The sequence below is a fragment of the Streptomyces viridifaciens genome (assembly GCF_001888885.2).
Taxonomy (GTDB): domain Bacteria; phylum Actinomycetota; class Actinomycetes; order Streptomycetales; family Streptomycetaceae; genus Kitasatospora; species Kitasatospora aureofaciens.
Genome location: NZ_CP090841.1, coordinates 5181465 through 5198558, shown reverse-complemented (window position 1 = coordinate 5198558; position 17094 = coordinate 5181465). Strand labels below are relative to the sequence as shown.

The 17094-nt window shown below is 72.2% G+C and carries 17 protein-coding genes; 12 read left to right on the top strand and 5 right to left on the bottom strand.

What is annotated here, in order from left to right; translation table 11 throughout:
• Nucleotides 1-190: 190 nt before the first annotated feature.
• The 4 genes from BOQ63_RS30425 to BOQ63_RS30410 all read right to left on the bottom strand — a co-directional run bounded on the left by BOQ63_RS30425 (nt 191) and on the right by BOQ63_RS30410 (nt 5739).
• Nucleotides 191-868: a response regulator gene (locus BOQ63_RS30425; protein WP_072655272.1), complete on the bottom strand. Its 678-nt coding sequence runs from the start codon at nt 866-868 to the stop codon at nt 191-193.
• Nucleotides 865-2157 carry a sensor histidine kinase gene (locus BOQ63_RS30420; protein ID WP_499504593.1) on the bottom strand — a complete coding sequence of 431 codons (1293 nt, stop codon included), beginning with the start codon at nt 2155-2157 and terminating at the stop codon, nt 865-867. Before BOQ63_RS30420 ends, BOQ63_RS30425 begins: the two co-directional genes overlap by 4 nt.
• Before the next feature lie 154 nt (nt 2158-2311).
• On the bottom strand, nt 2312-4870 hold the full coding sequence (locus tag BOQ63_RS30415; protein ID WP_370863331.1) for an ATP-dependent Clp protease ATP-binding subunit: 2559 nt from the start codon (nt 4868-4870) through the stop codon (nt 2312-2314).
• Nucleotides 4871-5034: 164 nt separating this feature from the next.
• Nucleotides 5035-5739, bottom strand: a complete 705-nt coding sequence (locus BOQ63_RS30410; protein ID WP_030288744.1) for a VIT1/CCC1 transporter family protein — start codon at nt 5737-5739, stop codon at nt 5035-5037.
• Nucleotides 5740-6032: 293 nt separating this feature from the next.
• On the opposite strand from BOQ63_RS30410, the gene BOQ63_RS30405 reads away from it, so the two are divergent.
• Nucleotides 6033-6218 carry a hypothetical protein gene (locus BOQ63_RS30405; RefSeq protein ID WP_033348160.1) on the top strand — a complete coding sequence of 62 codons (186 nt, stop codon included), beginning with the start codon at nt 6033-6035 and terminating at the stop codon, nt 6216-6218.
• Between the two features lie 190 nt (nt 6219-6408).
• On the opposite strand, the gene BOQ63_RS30400 is transcribed toward BOQ63_RS30405, so the two are convergent.
• Nucleotides 6409-6921: a SigE family RNA polymerase sigma factor gene (locus tag BOQ63_RS30400; RefSeq protein ID WP_094743019.1), complete on the bottom strand. Its 513-nt coding sequence runs from the start codon at nt 6919-6921 to the stop codon at nt 6409-6411.
• 396 nt (nt 6922-7317) lie between these two features.
• Here BOQ63_RS30400 and BOQ63_RS30395 point away from each other — a divergent pair, with 396 nt between their 5' ends.
• From BOQ63_RS30395 to BOQ63_RS30345, 11 genes are all read left to right on the top strand, one after another.
• Nucleotides 7318-8616 (top strand): YcaO-like family protein, encoded by a 1299-nt coding sequence (locus BOQ63_RS30395; RefSeq protein ID WP_051747171.1) that lies wholly within the window; start codon nt 7318-7320, stop codon nt 8614-8616.
• 9 nt (nt 8617-8625) lie between these two features.
• Entirely contained in the window at nt 8626-9237 is a 612-nt protein-coding gene (locus BOQ63_RS30390) for a TOMM precursor leader peptide-binding protein (protein ID WP_072655271.1), read from the top strand.
• 53 nt (nt 9238-9290) lie between these two features.
• The gene (locus BOQ63_RS30385; protein WP_030288749.1) at nt 9291-10907 is read left to right on the top strand and encodes a hypothetical protein; all 1617 of its coding nucleotides are present in this window, start codon (nt 9291-9293) and stop codon (nt 10905-10907) included.
• On the top strand, nt 10904-11635 hold the full coding sequence (locus BOQ63_RS30380) for a nitroreductase family protein (RefSeq protein ID WP_050366805.1): 732 nt from the start codon (nt 10904-10906) through the stop codon (nt 11633-11635). Before BOQ63_RS30385 ends, BOQ63_RS30380 begins: the two co-directional genes overlap by 4 nt.
• Nucleotides 11636-11666: 31 nt before the next feature.
• On the top strand, nt 11667-11852 hold the full coding sequence (locus BOQ63_RS30375) for a thiocillin family RiPP (RefSeq protein ID WP_030288753.1): 186 nt from the start codon (nt 11667-11669) through the stop codon (nt 11850-11852).
• Nucleotides 11853-11874: 22 nt separating this feature from the next.
• Entirely contained in the window at nt 11875-12045 is a 171-nt protein-coding gene (locus BOQ63_RS30370) for a thiocillin family RiPP (RefSeq protein WP_106973767.1), read from the top strand.
• A gap of 37 nt (nt 12046-12082) precedes the next feature.
• Nucleotides 12083-12262: a thiocillin family RiPP gene (locus BOQ63_RS30365; protein ID WP_030288754.1), complete on the top strand. Its 180-nt coding sequence runs from the start codon at nt 12083-12085 to the stop codon at nt 12260-12262.
• 46 nt (nt 12263-12308) lie between these two features.
• A complete protein-coding gene (locus BOQ63_RS30360; protein ID WP_030288756.1) occupies nt 12309-12488 on the top strand; it encodes a thiocillin family RiPP in 180 nt (59 codons plus the stop codon).
• 211 nt (nt 12489-12699) lie between these two features.
• Nucleotides 12700-13797: a zinc metalloprotease gene (locus tag BOQ63_RS30355; RefSeq protein ID WP_050366804.1), complete on the top strand. Its 1098-nt coding sequence runs from the start codon at nt 12700-12702 to the stop codon at nt 13795-13797.
• Complete coding sequence (locus tag BOQ63_RS30350) at nt 13794-16223, top strand: lantibiotic dehydratase family protein (RefSeq protein WP_072655269.1); 2430 nt, start codon at nt 13794-13796, stop codon at nt 16221-16223. The genes BOQ63_RS30355 and BOQ63_RS30350 overlap by 4 nt, the downstream gene beginning before the upstream one ends.
• Nucleotides 16220-17068 (top strand): thiopeptide-type bacteriocin biosynthesis protein, encoded by an 849-nt coding sequence (locus BOQ63_RS30345; RefSeq protein ID WP_143174801.1) that lies wholly within the window; start codon nt 16220-16222, stop codon nt 17066-17068. The genes BOQ63_RS30350 and BOQ63_RS30345 overlap by 4 nt, the downstream gene beginning before the upstream one ends.
• Nucleotides 17069-17094: the final 26 nt, after the last annotated feature.

Here is a 17094-nt window from a genome sequence, read left to right as displayed (position 1 = left end):
CGCGGTCGGCTCCACGGCCCCGGGGTCTTCCCGAGGTGCCTTGAGCGTCCCGCCGAGGGGTCTCATCACGCGTCCTACCAGCAGCGGCAGTTGGGATACTCCCCGGAGAGTACGGCCGTCCTGCGACACGCCGGGCCGGGAGTAGCCGCGGGGAGCCGGCCCCACCCCGCCGACTGCTCCGACTGCCCCGTCAGCCCAGCCAGCCCGGCCGCACCAGCCCCGACTCGTAGGCCAGCACCACCAGTTGCGCCCGGTCCTGCGCCCCGAGCTTCACCATCGCCCGGCTGACGTGCGTCTTGGCCGTCAGCGGGCTGACCACCAGCCGCCGGGCGATCTCCTCGTTGGACAGCCCCATCCCGACCAGCGCCAGCACCTCGCGCTCCCGCTCGGTCAGCACCGAGACGTCCGTGAGCCCCTCCGGAGCCGTCTCCGGCCCCTTCGAACGGGCCGCGAACTCGCCGATCAGCCGCCTGGTCACGCCCGGCGAGAGCAGCGCGTCCCCGGCCACCGCGACCCGGACCGCCCGCAGCAGGTCGGCCGGCTCGGTGTCCTTGACCAGAAAGCCCGCCGCACCCGACCGGAGTGCCTCGAAGACGTACTCGTCCAGCTCGAAGGTGGTCAGCACGACCACCCGTACGGAGGACAGCGCCGGGTCCTCGGCGATCCTCCTGGTCGCTTCCAGCCCGTCCATCCGGGGCATCCGGACATCCATCAGCACGACGTCCGGCACCAGTTCGCGGGCGAGCCGCACCGCCGCCTCGCCGTCGTCCGCCTCGCCGACCACGGTGAGGTCGTCCTGGAGGTCCAGCAGGGCCCGGAAGCCCGCCCGGACCAGCAGTTGGTCATCCGCCAGCAGTACCCGAATCAATCGCTCTCCGCCTTCGGTGTCGGCAGCTCCGCCCGGACCCGGAAGCCGCCGCCCGGCAGCGGTCCCGCCGTGATGGTGCCACCGAACGCGGCCGCCCGTTCCCGCATCCCGACCAGTCCGCTGCCGGACCCGCCGGCGTCGCCGACCACCGCGGGCCCCGGGTCCTCGACCCGGACCACCAGCACGGCGGCGTCCCGCCAGTCCAGCACCACGACCGCCTCCCGGGCCACCGAGTGGCGGATGACATTCGTCAGCGCCTCCTGGACGATCCGGAAGGCGGTGAGGTCGACGGTGGCGGACAGCGGGCGGCGCTCACCGTCCTCCAGCACCTCGACCGCCAGGCCCACCCGGTCGGCCTGCTCGGTGAGTTCGTCCAGCCGCCCCAGCCCCGGAGCGGGCCCGCGCGGCGCCTCCCCGGGCCCGCGCAGCGTGGCGAGCACCTGGCGGACCTCACCGAGCGCCTCCTTGCTGGTCGACTTGATGGTGACCAGCGCGGTACGGGCCTCCTCCGGCCGCCGGTCCAGCAGCGCCAGCGCGACCCCGGCCTGGATGTTGATCAGCGACAGGCTGTGCGCCAGGATGTCGTGTAACTCCCGAGCCATCTTCAGCCGTTCCTCGTTGGCCCGGCGCTGATCCAGCTGCTGCCGGTAGGCCCGGTGGGCGGCGATCCGCTCGCGCCGGAAGCGGAGCAGTTCGGCGATCGCCAGCACCAGCAACAGCCAGGCCAGCAGCCCGAGTTCCTCCTGCCAGACGAACTTCGACCGCGGCGCGCGCTGCCAGCCGTCCGGCAGGACGAAGGTGGCCAGCACGTGCACCAGGTACACCCCGCCGACCCCCGCCCACGCCGCCCGGCGGTGCCCGCGGCCGATCGCCGAGCAGCAGGCGATCACCCAGCTCGCGAAGACCGGCCCGTACGGGTACCCGGCGGCCAGGTACGCGGCGGTGACCACCGACGTCCCCGCCACCGCCGCGACCGGCCGGCGGCCGCGCAGCACCAGCAGGGCCGGGCCGACCAGCAGCAACAGGTAGCCGAAGGCGTCCAGCGGGACCCGTTCGCCCTGGTGCCGCGCGGCGAAGCCCGAACCGACCACCTGGACCAGCGCGACCACCGCCGCCAGCCCCACCGGCAGGCCCGCCCGGGCGGCGCGCACCCACGGCGGGCGCCAGGGCTCGGGCGGCCCACCCGGCGACGGCGACGACGACGACAGCGACGGCGGCGACGCCCCCGACGGGGACTCCGACGGCGGCACCGGCGACGGCTCCGGCGGCTGTGACGTGGGCGGCATCATGCCCGGAAGGCTAGACCCGCGCCCCGCCCCCGCGCGTCCTCCACCAGTGGCGTTCGGGCGTACTCCCGCTGGAGTACGCCCGAACCGAAGGGCAGCACGAGAGGGCCCAGCCCTCGGCCCGCTCCGCCGCAGCCTGCGCCCTCCCCGCCGCGGTCTACGCCCCCTCCGCCGCGGCCTGCGCCCTCTCCTCCGCCTGCTCGAAGGTCGCCGACGGCTCCGGCCGCGCCAGCGTCACCACCAGCTCACCGTCGCTGACGTCCGCGATCAGCGTGTCCCCCTCCCGCACGGTGCCGTCCAGCAGCAGGTTGGAGATCCGGTTGTCCAGCTCGGACTGGATCGTCCGGCGCAGCGGCCGGGCCCCGAACTCCGGCTGGTAGCCGCGGTTGACCAGGAACTCCTTGGCCGCGTCGGTGACGTCCAGCCGCACGTCCTGGGCCCGCAGCCGCCGCCGGGTGCGTTCCAGCAGCAGGTCGACCACGGACACCAGGTCCTTGCGGGTGAGTGCGTGGAAGACGATCACCTCGTCGATCCGGTTGAGGAACTCCGGCCGGAACTGCTGGCGGAGGTCCCGCATCAGGTCGTCCCGCAGTGCCTGGTCGGGAGCTCCGCTCCGGGGGTCGACGTTCCCGGAGCGGTCCAGGATCCGCTGCGACCCGATGTTGCTGGTCATGATCACCACGGTGTTGCGGAAGTCGACCGTACGCCCCTGGGAGTCGGTCAGCCGCCCGTCGTCCAGCACCTGGAGCAGCAGGTTGAAGACGTCCGGGTGCGCCTTCTCCACCTCGTCGAAGAGCAGCACGCTGTACGGCTTGCGCCGCACCGCCTCGGTCAGCTGCCCGGCCTCCTCGTAGCCGACGTACCCGGGCGGGGAGCCGACCAGCCGGGAGACGGTGTGCTTCTCCTGGAACTCGCTCATGTCGAAGCGGATCATCCGGTCCGGGTCTCCGAACAGCAGCGCGGCCAGCGCCTTGGCCAGCTCGGTCTTGCCGACGCCGGTCGGCCCGAGGAAGAGGAAGGAACCGGTGGGCCGCTCCGGGTCACCCATCCCCGCCCGGCCGCGGCGCACCGCCTGGGCGACGGCGGTGACCGCCTCGTCCTGGCCGATCACCTTCTGGTGCAGGTGCTCCTCCAGCTTGAGCAGCCGCTCCTTCTCGGTCGCGTTCAGCTCCGCGACCGGGATGCCCGTACGGGAGGACAGCACCTGCGCGATGTCGTCGGCCGTCACGTCGACGACCTCCTCGCGGGACTCGGAGATCGCCGCCAGTTCGTCCTCGGTCTGCCGCAGTTCGGTCTTCAGGTTGGCGGCCCGTACGAACTCCTCGTCCGCCACGGCCTCGTCCAGCTCCCGCCTCAGCTTGGTGATCCGGTCCTGCACGGAGGTCGCCTCGGTGGAGCCGGTCAGGCTGCGCAGCCGCACCCGGGCGCCGGCCTGGTCCAGCAGGTCGATCGCCTTGTCGGGCAGGAAGCGGTCGCTGACGTAGCGGTCGGAGAGCGTCGCCGCCGCGTCCAGCGCCTCGTCGCTGAACCGCACCTGGTGGTGCGCCTCGTAGGCGTCGCGCAGCCCCCGGAGGATCTCGATCGTCTCCTCGACGGTCGGCTCCGGCACCAGCACCGGCTGGAAGCGGCGCTCCAGCGCGGCGTCCTTCTCCACGTGCTTGCGGTACTCGTCCAGCGTGGTGGCACCGACCACGCTCAACTCACCGCGCGCCAGAGCCGGTTTGAGGATGTTGCCGGCGTCCATCGAGCCCTCGCCGCCACCGCCCGCGCCGACCACGGTGTGCAGCTCGTCCAGGAAGAGGATCACGCTCTTCCCGGCCGCCGTCACCTCGTCGATCACGCTCTTCAGCCGCTCCTCGAACTCGCCCCGGTACTTGGAGCCGGCCACCAGGGCGGTCAGGTCGAGGGTGACCACCCGCTTGTCCTTGAGGCTCTGCGGCACGTCCCCGGAGACGATCCGCTGCGCCAGGCCCTCGACGATCGCGGTCTTGCCCACCCCCGGCTCGCCGATCAGCACCGGGTTGTTCTTGGTCCGCCGGGAGAGGATCTCGACGGTCTGCTCGATCTCCTCGGCCCGCCCGACCACCGGGTCCAGCCGGCCGGAGCGCGCCGCCTCGGTGAGGTCCTGCCCGTACTCGTCCAGCGTCGGCGTCCCGCTCGGCTGCGCCCCCGCACTGCTGCGCTCACCGCCGGTGCCGCGCCCCTCCAGCACCGACTTCAGCGCCTCCTGCGAGGGCGCGGCGTTGCGCAGCGCCGTCCCCGCGCCGGAACGTTCCTGCTCCAGCAGCGCGCCGAGGATGTGCTCCGGGCCGATGTACGAGGCGCCGACCGCCTGCGAACGGGCGTGCGCGGCGAGCAGCGCGCGCTTGGCCGAGGGGGTGAGCGCGGGCCGGCCGTCCGGCGAGGACGGGCCCCCGGACGGCAGCGCGTGCTCCAGGGCCTCGGACAGCTGGTCAGGGTCGACGCCGGCGCGCTCCAGCATCCGCCGCGAGGGTTCCACCCGGCTGGCCGCCCAGGCCAGGTGCGCGGTGTCGAGGTCGCTGCTCCCGTCCTCGGACGCGCGCCGCGCGGCGAGCCCCAGCAGCTCCTGGGAGGACTCGCTGAGCAACCGCCCGATCGGCACCCGCTGCACGGCGGGCGGGGAGGCCAGCGGACTCATCCCGAAGAACCGGCTGAGCAGGTCGGAGAACGGGTCACTCGATCCGAACGGGGGCATGGTCACGGCACTTCACCTCTCCGAAGCGGTTTGCAGCCACACAAACACAGGGCACGGGAGCCCGCCTCCCGAGCGCATCCGTCCCGCGCGCGGCCGCTCCGAACACACGCCGCCGTGGAGGCCTCCGCCCGAGCGCCACCCGCCGGCGCACCGTCCCGAGCGCCTCACCCGGTGACGTAGTCCAGCAGCACGCCGCCGCTGTACGTCACCGCCATCGCCAGCAGCCCGCCCGCGACGTTGCGTACCACCGCCCGCCCCGGCCCGGCCCCGCCCAGCCGGGCGCTGGTCCAGCCCGAGAGGGTCAGCGCGAGCACCACCGCGGCCACCGTCACCCCCAGCCGCCACGACTCCGGCGGCAGCATCACCGCCAGCAGCGGCACCAGCGCGCCCAGGGTGAACGCGGCCGCGCTGGCCAGCGCGGCCTCCCAGGGATTGGTCAACGCCTCGGGGTCGATGCCCAGTTCGGTCTGCGCGTGCGCCGCCAGGGCGTCCCGCTCGGTCAGCGCCGCCGCCACCTCCCGGGCCAGGCCGGCGGCGAGCCCGCTGTCCCGGTAGTAGTCGGTGAGTTCGTCGAGCTCGCCCTCCGGGTCCTCGGTCAGCTCGCGCTGCTCCTTCTCCAACGCGGCGCGCTCGGTGTCCCGTTGGGTGCTGACCGAGACGTACTCGCCGACCGCCATCGACATCGCCCCCGCCAGCAGCCCTGCCACCCCCGCCGCGAGCAGCGCCGTACGGGAACCGGCCGCGCCGGCCACCCCGGTCACGATCCCGGCCGTCGACACCACACCGTCGTTGGCGCCCAGCACGGCCGCCCGCAGCCAGTTCAGCCGCGCCGACAGCTCCGCCCGGGTCTCCCCCACCTGCTCCGCCATCCGCGTCCACCGCCCTCAGGGGTCCGTACGGTCCCCCCGATCCTCGCCCGCCCCCTCCTGCCCCGCCACCTGCCGCCGTCCGGCGATCGGGCGCGCGCCGGTCGCGGTCGCGGTCGCCCCACGCCGCTCGCCCCACGCGTCGCGTCGCAGTCCCCGCGGGCAGGCCCCGTGGTGCGCGGTGGCATCCCCCGGTGAAATGCGTGCCAGTTTCAGATGCTTCCGCAGTAGCGCCGCCGAACGCGAGTACGCTTCCACAGTCATGTGCGAGCCAGGTTTTCCAGGTCGGATGAATCATGGGCAACAGCCAGCACCACCCTCTTTCAGGTGACGGCCGGGAAGGCGAGCAGCCGCTACGCCGTCTCCTGAAGTCCGTCCTCGGCTCCGCCCCCGCGCCGATTCCCGATCTCAGCGACGAGGAACTGGTCGCCGAAGTCCGCAAGGCGTCCGCCGAGGGCGGCCCGGAGCGGGGTTCCCGGTGAGCCTCCCCGACGGGGGACATTCCTGGTAGTCGGCTGCCGTCGGGCGCACGCCGGGACCGCTCCCGGCTCCGCCGGATCACCCGGGCGGCGTCCGTTCCGCCTTCCGCCTTCCGTCCCCCGCCTTCTCTTCCGGGCTCGACGGTCGACGCGGAAACATCCACCCCTGCGGACAATTCCCTCGGCTGTCGAATCAGGCCGTGTCGTCCGAGTAAAGAGCCCCCAAACGCTCCCGAAGAATGCGCAACGTCCGTGATGTGGAACTCCGGACGGTAGCGGGCGAACACCCCACGGTCCGGGCCGTCTCCTCGATGCTCAAGTCCTCCCAGTACCGCAGAAACACCAGGCTCCGCTGTCTGGGCGCGAGTTCGGCGAGCGCGCCGAGCAACAGGACCCGGTCGCCGACGCAGGCGACGTCCTCCGGAGCCGGCTCCGGTTCCGGCAAGGGGTTCTGGATCAACTCGCGGGACCAGCGATGCCCCCGGCGCTCGCTGATGAACTGCCGCACCATCACCGTCCTCGTGTAGGCGTTCAGATCGTCGCGCTGCTCCAGCCGGTCCCAGCGCCGGTAGACGGCGATCAGTGTGCGCTGCACCAGGTCGTCCGCCTCGAACCAGTCCCCCACCAGTACGAACGCATTGCGCCGAAGCCTCGGCCTGACCTCCTTGACGAACTGGGTGAACCCGTCGTCGAACGCCTCGTCCACGAGCCGTATCCCCGTCATCCCCCGCCATCCCCGTCTTGGCCCGATCGAAAAAACCTGCGACTCCCGAGCAGCGCCCCTGCGGGTCCGACGCGTGTAGGGAGTGAAGGCGCTCACCACAAAGCAGGAGCTCTGTCAATTGGATGCCACTGCGGAGGAGTCAACCAGGCCGAGCGCCATCCCGCCAGTGGCTGAGTCGAGCAGGGTGTTCGAAGCGACGAGTTCCGATACGAAGCGGAATTCAACCGTCTACATGCACCGAACTCCCACCCCTCATCGCAGCAAAGATCTTGATCCCCGGCGGGATTCGGTCAAGGTCACGAACGAGCAAAGAGGATAAGGATGAGAACGTCTGACAAGGCACCCGGGAATAGGGCCGTTCCTGAATCCCTGCTCGCCATGGGGAAGCTGGTTTCCCCGTTCGGCCTGGTCTCCAGGCTGACCTGGCTGCCGGTCACCGAAGGGGAGCCCGACTTCCCGATCTTCTCCGGTTCCCTGGGGAATCCGGGAGCCGTCCTCTCGGCCCAGGCGGAGTGGGCGCACGACCCGTCCTCCGGCAACTTCGACGGCGCCGGCGGCGCCCTGGACCGCGAGACGGCGGCCCACCTGGCTGCGGCCGAGTCCCTCGAACGGTACTCCTCCTGCGCCTGGGACCCGTCGGACATGATCTGGGCCACCGCGGCCGAGCTCGGCGACGACGCCATACCGCCCTGGGAGTGGCCGAACTGCTCGCCCACCGAACTCGCCGACCCCCGCTGCGGACTGGCGCCCGCCGACCCACGGGTACCGCTCCGCTGGCTCGAAGGCTGGTCCTTCGCCCGTAACCGCAAGGTGTACGTGCCCGCCGTCCAGGTCTATCTGAAGTGCTCTCCGGAGTCCGCGTCCGAGCGCTACCTCCACCCCGTCTCCACCGGCTGCGCCACCCACTCGGATCCGCTCGCAGCAGTCACCAACGGACTGCTGGAGGTCGTCGAACGCGACTCGATCGCACTGACCTGGCTCCAGCGGCTGCGACTTCCCCGGTTGGGCTTCAGCCCGGACCAACTGCTCCCCGAACACCGGGAGTACGCCGAACGGGCGTCCTCGGAGAACATCCGCACGCTGCTCTTCGACGCCACGACGGATCTGGGGATCCCGGTCGTCTACGGGCTCCAACTGGCCGACCACGACCGGGCCCTGGCCCAGCTGGTGGTCGCCACCTGCGACGTCGATCCGGGCCGGGCGATCGCGAAGCTGTACCGGGAGGCCGCCTCGCTGCGCATCGCGCTCCGCTCGCTCTCGGGCCGGGGAGCTCCTCCGGAAGCGCCCGAGGACACGCTGAGCGTGATCGGCGGAGCCCTGCGGGCCGGGCCTCGCGACCAGCGACACCGGTTCGACTTCCTGCTCGAGGGCGAACGCCCGGTCCGGAACCTGGCGGACCTCCCCCGCCCGGCCGCCGGCTCCCCCGAACTCCCCTGGCTGCTGCGGCGGATGAGCCTGGCCGGCTGCGAGGTCGTGGTGGTGGACATCACCACCGACGAGGCCCGGCAGGTCGGCGCCACCGTCGTCCGGGTGCTGGTGCCGCAGCTGATGCCGCTCTCCTTCGCCCACCGGGCCCGGTACCTCGCCCACCCGCGCCTCTACCGGGCTCCCCGCGCCATGGGCCTGCCCGTGCACGACGAGGAAGACGTCAATCCCTGTCCGCAGCCCTTCGCGTGAGGACCGACCATGATGAACCCCCAGTTGCTCGTCCTCGCTTCAGGACCGTTCGGCAAGAGCGTCGCCGCCCGCCTGAGCCGGCTCCACCGCACCGCTCTGCAGGAGATCGACGACGGGACGCATCCGAGCCTGTGGCCGTCCGCCGACCTGATCGTGCTCGCGACCTCCCATGAGCGCCCCCGCATCGCCGAGGCCCTGGACCGGGCCTCCTTCGCCTGGCGCCGCCCGTGGTTCGCCGTGCGCACCAGCGCCACGGAGGTCCAGTGCGGACCGGTGGTGGTCCCCGGCCGCACCGCCTGCCACCAGTGCTTCGAACGCCGCCGGAACCAGCACAAGCGCCCGGAGCACGCCACGGCCGGCGACGACCGGCACCCGTCCGGTCACCCGGAGCACCACGTGGGCATCGCCGTGGGCTTCGCCCGCCAGGCCGTCCACGAGGTGTTCGACCCGCGGCCGAGCAACGGGATCGGCGGCACCGTACGGCGGTTCGACCAGATCAGCGGAGCCACCAGCAAGGCCTCGGTGCTGGCGGTCGACCGCTGCCCGCGCTGCCGCACCCGATCCACTCGCGACGCGCTCTGGCCGGAGTTCGCCGCGCTCGGTGAAGGGCGGACCCGTTGAACGACCACCCTGTGATCACCAGCGACCACCCTGTGGTTACCGGCGACCATCCTGTGATCACCGCGGAAACCATCGGCACGGCAGCACGGTTCGACCCCCAGCTGCGGGTACCGCGGCATCCCCGCCTGCGCCGCGGACTGGTGGTCGGCTACGAGCCCGATCAGGTGGTGGTCCTGGGCACGCCGAAGAAGCAGCTGTTCCGCGGCAGGTCGGCCACCGATCTGCTCCCCGCGCTCCTGGAACGGCTCGACGGCACCCGGAACCACGACGAGCTGGCCCGTGAACTCGGGCGGCCCGAGGAAGTCGTCTTCAAGGCGCTCTCACTGCTGTGGACGTGCGGCGTGGTCGAGGAGGGGCCGCCCGACCGGCCACTGGCCCGGGAAGTCGAGGACGAGCTCGCCGACTTCCTGTCCCGGGTGGGAAGCGCCACCGAGGCCAATCCGGCCTGGGAGCAGGCGGCCGCCCGGCTCCAGACCACGCGGGTGGAGGTCTTCGGCCCGGCCACGGTGTCCGGGTTGCTCCGCCGCGAGCTCACCGGTTCGGTCCCGGCCGCCGTGGGCGACGACTGCCTCCCTTCGGCGGGGACGACCCTCGCCGTCCTGATCGAGACCCCGGACGACCACGCCCCCGCCGACCGCCGCCAGGCGCTGGCCGCACACTGCTGGAACAAGGGGGTGCCACTGCTGCGCCTGCGGCTGAGCGGTCGCCGGGCTGCCCTCGGCCCCTTCGTCGATCCGCGGACGACTCCGTGCCTGGACTGTCTCACCGTGGACGACGAGACCGACGAGCGTACGCCCCTGGACGGCGACGTCGAGCTGGCCGTCGCGCTGTTCGCCCGCGACCTGTTCGCGGCGGTCTCCCGGACGACACCGTCCCCGCTGCCGATGCGCTGGAGGCTGGTGGACCTCGAAACCCTGGCGCACCGGGACACCTCCTCCGCGACGCGGCCGGGCTGCCCACGCTGCTCGATCGCCGAGGGGCCGACCGCGGAGCGCGCTTCGCTGGCGACCCGGTTCGAGGCCTCGGTGGCCATGCCGCCGAAGGAGTTCGCCGACCTGAAGGCCCATCAGATGCACTACAAGCCTTCCAACCTCGCACTGCAACGGGTCTCGCGCACCTGGCCGGTCGCGCCGGCCGTCGAGCTTCCGCCGCCCTCGCACGAACGGCTGTCACGGCAGTGGCCGCCCTCGGAGCCGACCGCCGGCACGCTCTCGCTGTTGCTGTCCGTCACCGCCGGGATCCGGGCGGACAGTGCGGAGCGGGTGGCCCGGTGGACGGCGAGCGGGGGCAACATCGGCTCGGTGACCGCCTACGCGGTGGTCCGTGACGTGCCGGGGGTCGAACCGGGGATCTACGGGTACGTGGCGACGGAACACCGGCTCGCCAGGCTCTCCTCCGGGATCGGCACGGTCCCCGGGGACTCACCGGCGACCGTCGTCCTGACCGGCGACTTCCCCAAAGTGGCCCAGAAGTACTCGGCGTTCGCCCTGCGCATCGTCCTGCTGGACAGCGGCTGCGCGCAGGCCACGGCCCGCGAAGCCGCCCGCACCCTGGGCCTCGGCCTCGCCCTGCGCCCGCACTGGGACGACGACGGCATCGCGGCGGGGCTCGGGATCAACCCCGATGTGGAACCGATCACGGCGGTCATCGACCTGGGAGGCAATCGGTGAGCAGCCCGCACGAGCTGGCAGCGGAACTCATCGGCGCCTTCAGGACGACCGCCGGCTCCGCGCCGGGCCCCGCCCGCGAACGGTCGGCGCCGAGTCCACTCCGGCCGCCCACCCGGTTCGACCCGGTCGACCGGCCCCGGACGGACCTGCTGACGACACTCCGCAGGCGCAGGTCCGAACGGTTCTTCAGCCCCGACGCCGTTCCCGCCGCCCTACTGGCCGACGTCGTCGCGCGCGGAATCAGGGCCGACGCCGACTCCTGGCCGCAGGAGCAGGAGCAGTCCGCGTTGCAGGTCGACGTGGTGGCCTTCCGGCTGGACGGACTGGAGCCCGGCATGTTCGGGCTCGACGCCGGGCAGCGTGAGTACACCCCGGTGGCTCCCCTGCCGGCGCCGGAGGCGCTCCACGACCTGACCCTCCAGTGGGAGTTCTGCGACTCCGCGGCGATCGTCTCGATAGCGGCGGACCTCGACCGGGCGAGCGAGCTGCACGGGGCGCACGGCTACCGCAAGCTCATGGGCCGGGCGTCCGCCGCCGCGTACACGATGTGGCTCGACGCCGTGGCCGCCGGTCTGGTCGGCACCGTCTTCGCGGGGTTCATCCCCGCCTCGGTCCGTGGACCGCTCCGCAGTGACGGCACGAGCCGCCACCAGCTCTTCGCGCTGGCCCTCGGTGGCGCACCCGTGCAGCCACCCCACACACCCCCGGGGCCGTCCGGCCACCGGTGATCCACAAGGAAGAACGGAAGGAGTGATTCCGATGAACGACGCGACTCCGCCGGAACTCGACCTGCACACCGTCGAACTGCCGGAGGACGGCCTGTTCCTGGAGCAGGTCCCCGACGGGGTGGCGCTGGGCACCTTCAGCACCACCTCGACGGCGTCGACGGCGTCCTGCCCCGCCAGCAGCGCCGGCAGCGTGATGACGGCCAACTGCACCGGCTAGTACGGAAAGGAAGGGGAAACCCATGACCGAACTGGAACTCTACGTGCTCGGCGACCTCGAGGACGCCCTCGAGATGGAGACCCTCACGGACGGCAACGCCCTCTCGTCCGTCTCCACCGCGGGTTCGGTGGGCACCGCGTCGTGCCCGGCCACCTCCGCGTCCTCGTTCACGTCGTTCTCCTCGTACACCTGATCCCCAGGCACCACTCCCAGAGAAGGGATGTCGATCCATGACCGAGAACACCACCGACAGCCAGTTCGACCTCTACGCCCTGGAGGGCGACCTCGCCCTGGAGGAGCTGCCGCAGGGCAACGCCCTGGGCTCCTGGTTCTCCGCGGCCTCCGCGTCCACGGCGTCCTGCCCGGGCAGCTCGGCCGCGACCGTGGGCACCGCCTCCACCTTCGGCTGACCGGACCCGCGCAACCCACCACCCCACGGAAGGAAGGGAAATCCGCATGACCGAGAACACCGCCGACGGCCAGTTCGACCTCTACGTGCTGGAGGGCGACCTCGCCCTGGAGGAGCTGCCGCAGGGCAACGCCCTGGGCTCCTTCTCCAGCGCGACGTCCGCGTCGACCGCGTCCTGCCCGGCGACCTCCGCCTCCAGCCTGACGTCCGCCTCCACCATCGGTTGACCGATCCCGGCGGGCGGTGTCGTACGGCCGTGACCACCTGACACCGTCCCGCCGGGCCCGGCCCGACCGGCCCACGGCGCTGAGCGAAGCGCCGTGGGCCGGAAGGACATCGCACCATCCCGCAGCATCCTCCGCAATGACACGTCCGGGGTGGCCGAGGAGCGACTCGGTCACCCCGGGCGTCCAGGTGTACAGGGAGAGGCAGAGAGCAGTGATCAGTTCGCCACCGAAGCTCCGGGAGGAACTCGAAGTCATCCGCGGGATGGACGACATTCCGTTGATCTTTGATCCGGTCACCGGGAACTACCACCGCATCACCCGGGCCAGCGAGGTGGTGCTCACCTACCTGGACGGGACCCGCACCAGGGACGACCTCGTCGACTTCTTCGCGAGCCACGGCCGATCCGGATCCGAGGCGTTCACCCGGCAGTTGGACTCCTTCCTGGCGAGCCTGGAGAAGAGCGGTCTGCTGGAAGGCTCGCAGCCGCCGGAGAAGCCCGGGGGCAACCGGGTCCGCACCTCGATGCTGATGCCGCGGATCGTACTGACGAAGTCCCTGCCGACCGTTCTGGAACCCGTCGCCCGGCTCCTGCGCGCAGCGCCCGCACGGCTGCTGGTCTCCGTCGCCGTGCTCGCGGCGCTGGTCGGGTACGCGACCGGCTTCCACACCCTGTTCACGGCCACACCGTCGCTCCAGCAGCTGGCCGGCCCCGCCTTCCTGGTGGCCACCGGCGTGATGCTGTTCCTCGTCCTGCTGCACGAGACCGCGCACGCCCTGGTCGCCCAGATGCTCAGGGCCCCGATCCGCGGGCTCGGCGTCGCGCTGCTCTTCTACTTCATGCCGGTGGCCTACGTCGACCGCACCGATGCCTACCGGGTCCGCGCCCGCAGCGGCAGGGTCGTCCTGGCGCTGGCCGGGATCCTGAGCGACGGCGTGTTCTGCGGACTCACCGGGGTGGTGGCCACCCACTCCACCGGATTCGTGCAGCACACCGCGACCTTCGTGCTGGGCATGCAGCTGCTCATGCTGATCGTCAACCTCAACCCGCTGATGCCGAGCGACGGGTACACCGCGCTGGAGGCCGCGAGCGGCCGGACCAACGCCCGCGGCCGGGCCTTCGCGCTGCTCCGCGGCATCCTCAAGCGACAGCCGCTTCCACCCCACCTGGAGAACCTGACCACCCGCGCCCGCGCGGCCTACGTGGTCTACGGGCTGTTCTCGGTCGGCTACGTCTGCTTCCTGGCCTTCTCGATGATCCGGGCCGTCCCGGTCAGCATCCACCTGGCACTCTCGGCGGTGGGCCGATGACCGCCGTCGCCTCCGTCCTGTTGACCCGGGTGGCGGGCCTTCCCGCCGACTCGCTCGACCTGGTCGGCCCCACCACCCGGAAACTGCTGTCCGAGCTCTCCGCCGGCGCGGAGCGGCTCGACGCCCTGGCCCCCGAGCTCACCGAACTCCTCTTCTCCCTGGTCCCCCGACTGGACGACGACGTGTCGTTGCGCCGAAAGGTCCTGGCCGGCAAGCGGGCGGTCAACCGGCTCGATCCGCTGCCCTGGGACGCCGAGGTGCTGCGGCGGTTGGCGAAGCGCATTCCTCCCGAGCAGGTCTCGACCATCGAGAGCTGGATCCGACTCACCCTGGCCCGGCAGGAGTTGGCGGCCGAACTCGGCGAGCAGCTGGCCGAGGACCGGGAACGGGCCGTCCAGCGACTGGACCACGCACTGCGGTCGACGGAGTTCGCCGAGTCCCTCGCCTTGGCGGCACCCGACTGGACCGTCCACGGCCGGCGCCGGGCGGGGTCGGCCAGGAACCTGAAGACCCTCTACTCCTACGTCGCCCGGGCCGCGGTGAAGACCAGCCCCTTCTCGGGTTTGACCACCGTCGGAGTGGCCGGGACGACCGGGCTGGGCCGGGCGCGCAGCCGCACCTCCGCCGCCCTCGCACACCTGGCCCTGCACCGTCTCGCGCGCGACGTCCGGACCGCGGGCCTGCTGCGGTACCGGACCGCCCCGGTTCGCCCGGGCGGCCCGACCGAACCCGACGGGCTGCTGCTGCACAGCGAGGTGACGGCCGCCGAAGGGGTCATCTGGCGCCATGACCGCACGGTCGAGGCGGACTACGCCCTCCCGTGGCTGAGCCGGTTGCCGGAAACCACGACCCTCTACGAACTGCTCGAAACACTCGGCGGGGAGCACCCGTTCGCCCGCTTCCGGCGACTGCTCGACGCCGGTCTCCTCCATCCGATCCCGCCCTGGCAGCGGGGTGACGACCCCCTGGCGGCCCTGGCAGCCCTGGCCGAGCCGGTGGGCGCCGAATCACCCGTCCCCCACGCCGACCTCCTCCGGGCGCACGAGCTCGGCGCCCACGCCCACCGGGACGGCGTGACCGGTCGGATCGAGGCCACGACCCGGCTCCAGAGCATCACCGCCGACTGGACCGAGCACAGTGACCGCAACGAACGCAGGCCCAGCGGGCTCATCTACGAGGACCGGGAAACCGATCTCCGGCTGCCGGACCCGCTGGCGGTGCCCCAGGTCCGTGCGGACCTGGAGGCCCTGGGCGCCAAGATCCGGCCGTACGTCTTCCGCTCCCACGTCTACGACCTCCTGCTGGAGCGGTTCCTCGCCGAGTTCGGTCCGGGCGGAGTCTGCCGGGATCCCCTCGGCTTCCTGATGCGGCTCACCGTGGACGGCGACTCGAACCCTCCGCTCGACCGCGCCACGGCTGCGGACATGGTGAGCCGCAACGACCCCGGGGACCGCTCCCGGCTGCCGGTCGGACCGACCAGCGCTCCACCGACGGCCGGGGTGCTGTTCCAACTGGAGGCGGCCGACCGGTCCGGGGTCGCCGACGGACGGTACCGACTGGTCGTCAACCACTTCGGCGCCGGCAGCGGCGGACTGTTCACCCGCTTCGGCCGCCTGCTCGGCGAGGACTTCCGGCGGGAGCTCGCCGCGCACGTCCAGCGCTGCTGGCCGGGAGTCCGGTGCCGGGAGCTCGTGGTCTGGACGGACTGCAACACCGTGCAGGCCGAGTGCAGCGGGCTGCTGCCGCCCCTGCTGCTGCCCGGCGAGGTCGGCTCGGACGACGGGATCACGCTCGACGAGACCGTGCTCGCCCACGACCCGGCGGACGACACCCTGTCCCTCTTCGACCGGCTCGGGGACCCGGTCGGCCTGGCCTACCTGGGCCTCATCCCGCAGCACCTGCTGCAGTCGTACCTCCGGCTGCTCGCCGTGCTGGCCGACCCGTGGGTGAACGGGTCGCCGCACTCCGACTACACGATGACCAAGGCGTTCGAACTGCGGGCGCACTGCGGTGCGGAGGTCGTGGCCCTGCCGCGGCTGGCGGACGGTCGGCTGGTCACTCGCAGGGCCTCGTGGATCGTCCCGGTCGACGCCGTTCCCCGGCCCGGCCCCGGCGACCGGGACGAGGCCTCGCTGGCCCTCCGGCTGGACGCGTTCCGGCGTGCCCACGGCATTCCGGAGGAGGTCTTCGTCCACCAACTCGGCCTCCCCGGCTTCAGCGTGACCGGCGACCGGAAGCCGATGTGGGTCTCGCTGGCGTCCCCGCTCTCGGCCGGGGTCCTCCGGCAGTGGCTGAGCCCGGAAACCAGCCATGTCCGCATGGTCGAGGCCCTGCCGGAACGGCACCTGCACCCGCAGACCGACGCCGTCGGACGGCCCCGGGTCACCGAGCACGCGGCCCTTCTGCACTGGCCCAAGGAGGTGTGACCGTGGACTGGTGGTACGTCCGCGCGTATCCCGGACACCCGGACCTGATGGACCCGGCCACCCGCGTCCTGGTCCCCTGGCTCGCCGGTCTGGCGGCCGAGGAGTCCGCCCCGAAGTGGTTCTTCACCCGCTACTGGGACATGACCGGACATCACCTCCGGCTCCGGATCCAGTGTTCCGAGGAGGGGGCGGACCGCATCCACGGCCGGCTGCCCGAACTCGTCGCACTCATGGACTCGCTCGGCAGGCCGGTGGTGACCGAGCGGCTGGTCCCCGGCTCGGTACCGCAGGGCCTGCCGGCCGGCCGGCGGGTCAGGTGCTGCCTGTACGCCCCCGAACTGGCCAAGTACGGCGGGATCCGAGGCGTTTCCCGGGCCGAGGAACTGTTCACCGCCTCGTCGTCCTGGTACTCCGAGGACGACCTGGCCGCACTGGACCCGCTCCGGGAGCGTGCGGCCCTCGCGGTGACGTACATGGACTCCCTGGTGCGCGCGGCACTGCCGGCGGAGCACCGGCAGGAGTTCTGGGCCGCGCACCGGCGCCAGTGGGGCCGGCAGCTCAGGACCGCCGTTCCGGGAAGGGACGAGCTGCGCGCCCTCCTCACCCGCCGGGCCGCGGACGTGAACACCGGCACGACGGTTCCCGAGCGTCTTCGGCGCGGAGTCGAGGAGCACGTCGACCACGTCGTACTGACCCTCAACCGGGCTGCGGCGGACGGGAATCCGGTCGACCGTCAGGTACTCCTCCTGCACTACCTGCACATGGATCTCAACCGCTGGGGCTTCGTGCCGGCCGAGGAGAGCCTGCTCGGGATCGTCGCCGCGGCCCGTCGACATTCCAATTGAGGAAGCACTTGCCAAGTTGGCATCCT

What these genes read in the sequence shown, in the direction of transcription:
- BOQ63_RS30375 (WP_030288753.1), top strand. Translation starts at nt 11,667, where the DNA reads ATGAACGACGCGACTCCGCCGGAACTCGACCTGCACACCGTCGAACTG.
- BOQ63_RS30415 (WP_370863331.1), bottom strand. Translation starts at nt 4,870, where the DNA reads ATGCCCCCGTTCGGATCGAGTGACCCGTTCTCCGACCTGCTCAGCCGG.
- BOQ63_RS30390 (WP_072655271.1), top strand. Translation starts at nt 8,626, where the DNA reads ATGATGAACCCCCAGTTGCTCGTCCTCGCTTCAGGACCGTTCGGCAAG.
- BOQ63_RS30410 (WP_030288744.1), bottom strand. Translation starts at nt 5,739, where the DNA reads ATGGCGGAGCAGGTGGGGGAGACCCGGGCGGAGCTGTCGGCGCGGCTG.
- BOQ63_RS30420 (WP_499504593.1), bottom strand. Translation starts at nt 2,157, where the DNA reads ATGATGCCGCCCACGTCACAGCCGCCGGAGCCGTCGCCGGTGCCGCCG.
- BOQ63_RS30405 (WP_033348160.1), top strand. Translation starts at nt 6,033, where the DNA reads ATGGGCAACAGCCAGCACCACCCTCTTTCAGGTGACGGCCGGGAAGGC.
- BOQ63_RS30395 (WP_051747171.1), top strand. Translation starts at nt 7,318, where the DNA reads ATGGGGAAGCTGGTTTCCCCGTTCGGCCTGGTCTCCAGGCTGACCTGG.
- BOQ63_RS30370 (WP_106973767.1), top strand. Translation starts at nt 11,875, where the DNA reads ATGACCGAACTGGAACTCTACGTGCTCGGCGACCTCGAGGACGCCCTC.
- BOQ63_RS30350 (WP_072655269.1), top strand. Translation starts at nt 13,794, where the DNA reads ATGACCGCCGTCGCCTCCGTCCTGTTGACCCGGGTGGCGGGCCTTCCC.
- BOQ63_RS30360 (WP_030288756.1), top strand. Translation starts at nt 12,309, where the DNA reads ATGACCGAGAACACCGCCGACGGCCAGTTCGACCTCTACGTGCTGGAG.
- BOQ63_RS30365 (WP_030288754.1), top strand. Translation starts at nt 12,083, where the DNA reads ATGACCGAGAACACCACCGACAGCCAGTTCGACCTCTACGCCCTGGAG.